General features: G+C 61.6%; 2 protein-coding genes and 1 pseudogene. All 3 read left to right on the top strand.

Going from position 1 to position 1,800, the window contains the following annotated elements; translation table 11 throughout:
• The first annotated feature begins 9 nt into the window (after positions 1–9).
• Positions 10–912 (top strand): M23 family metallopeptidase, encoded by a 903-nt coding sequence (locus Q0288_RS17350; protein WP_299433465.1) that lies wholly within the window; start codon positions 10–12, stop codon positions 910–912.
• A 100-nt stretch (positions 913–1,012) separates the two neighbouring features.
• Entirely contained in the window at positions 1,013–1,402 is a 390-nt protein-coding gene (locus tag Q0288_RS17345) for a polymer-forming cytoskeletal protein (RefSeq protein WP_299433462.1), read from the top strand.
• A 215-nt stretch (positions 1,403–1,617) separates the two neighbouring features.
• Positions 1,618–1,800, top strand: a pseudogene (locus tag Q0288_RS17340) (M23 family peptidase); the annotation flags it as partial.

The raw sequence follows: 1,800 nt of genomic DNA, 5'->3' as shown, positions 1-1,800 counted from the left end.
TAGCCCCTGATGCCGCTGCGACGTCACCCTGTGCGTTACACCCTGTGGTTAGCCCGAACCGGCGCAGCCCCCAGAACTCTGTCTTTACCGGTGTGGATTCCGGTGGCGGTTCTGTTGGTTTTGCTGGTCTGGAGCGGCCTGAATATCTGGCTCTGGCAGCGCACAGCCGAGATGCGCAGCTTGCAGATCCAACTGGTCAGCTTGTCGGATCAGGCCCGCAAACTCAACAACCAGCTCGCCACCGAACGCACCCGTAACAATGCCCTGAGCCAGGATGCCCAGAGCATCCTCAGGCAGTTACAGGTTCTGGAGACCGAGATCAATACCCTGCGGGAGCGGGCTGGAATGCCCAGGATCAGGCTGGTGCCCACCCGCAACGAAGGAGGCGGGCGGGGAGGGGCCTCGATTCCGGCGGAGCTCGAGGATGTCTTCAAACATGCCAGCCAACAGACCACCGCCTTTACCCGCAAGTTGAGCGAGGTATCTCCTGCCCTGAATGAGACCCTTGAACGGGAAGCAGCCATGCCCTTTGGCTACCCCATTCGGGGACAGACCCGTGTCACCTCGTTCTTTGGCTACCGCCGCAACCCATTTGGCTGGGGTTTCGAGTTTCACAATGGCATTGATTTCCCTGCCGCCTACGGCACCGCCGTGCGGGTGACCGGGGCGGGAGAAGTGATTGAGGCAGGCTGGAAAGGGCCTTTTGGCCTGGCGGTGGTGGTAGACCACGGTTACGGCTACCGTACCCTGTACGCACACCTGTCCTCGGTTTCGGTACGGGTCGGGCAGAGCCTCGAGCGCGGCGACCGGGTGGGGTTGGTCGGCTCCACAGGCCGCTCTACTGGCCCGCACCTGCACTACACGGTCTTCCGCAGCGGCAACGAAGTGAATCCCACAGCGTATCTGGACTGAGTGTCAAACCTGACCCCTACCCTCGGATCATCACGGTATGATTTAGAGGTACGTTCGTGAGCAGGCCCTTGGCCCAAAAGCTTATACAGGAGTGTAGACTATGGCGGTGCTAGGTGGAGGACGTAAACCCAATCCGGCTGCGCTCACCTACGTGAGCGAGGGTAGTGAGATCGAAGGTAACTTGAAAGCAGGTGGCAGTGCCCGCATTGACGGGAAGATCAAGGGTTCGGTGGTGATCGAAGGCGACCTCGAGATCGGCAACACGGCCCTCATCGAGGGTGAGCAGGTCAAGGCCAACAACATCATCGTGCATGGGCAAATCAGCGCCCAGGTCATCGCCAGTGGCAAACTGCACATCACCAAGAGCGCGCGGGTCGAAGGCGACGTGCGGGCCATGTCGCTCGACGTGGAAGCCGGGGCCATCTTTGTGGGTCGCAGCCAGACCGGAGAGCCCAGGGCCTTACCCCAGAGTACCAAGGCCAGTAGCTAAGGCGCTTTTCACACCAGAAGTTTTTTTGGGTATCCCACCGCTCTAGATGGGGTCGAGACTCCCCAAGGCCAGGTACCGTTCCTCGGCAAGTTGCGCGACCCTCAACCCGTGGCGGAAACGCGGTGAGAGCTGCAACCTGCGACGGGCCCGAAGTGGAGCCACCCCGGTCAGGAATCACCCGGCCTCGCCCCTTTCCAGAGTAGGCTTATAGGGCCATGCCACGAGAGCCCCATCCCCTGGTGTCTAGCGGGACCCTGACGGTACCGCTCTGGGTGGTGGCGGTACTGCCCGTGTTGTTGATTGCGGGGGTGCTTTTTTTGTTGGACCAGGGCTCGAGCGAACGCACCCGGCTGGCCCCGCTCGAGACCCAGGCCCGCAAGCTCACCCTGGAACTCGAG

The organism is uncultured Meiothermus sp., from assembly GCF_937863175.1.
GTDB lineage: Bacteria > Deinococcota > Deinococci > Deinococcales > Thermaceae > Meiothermus.
The sequence above is the reverse complement of the archived record's forward strand: the minus strand, read 5'-3'. Positions and strand labels throughout refer to the sequence as shown.

Coding starts and splice junctions, on each gene's coding strand:
- Q0288_RS17350 (WP_299433465.1), top strand. CDS start 10: ATGCCGCTGCGACGTCACCCTGTGCGTTACACCCTGTGGTTAGCCCGA.
- Q0288_RS17345 (WP_299433462.1), top strand. CDS start 1,013: ATGGCGGTGCTAGGTGGAGGACGTAAACCCAATCCGGCTGCGCTCACC.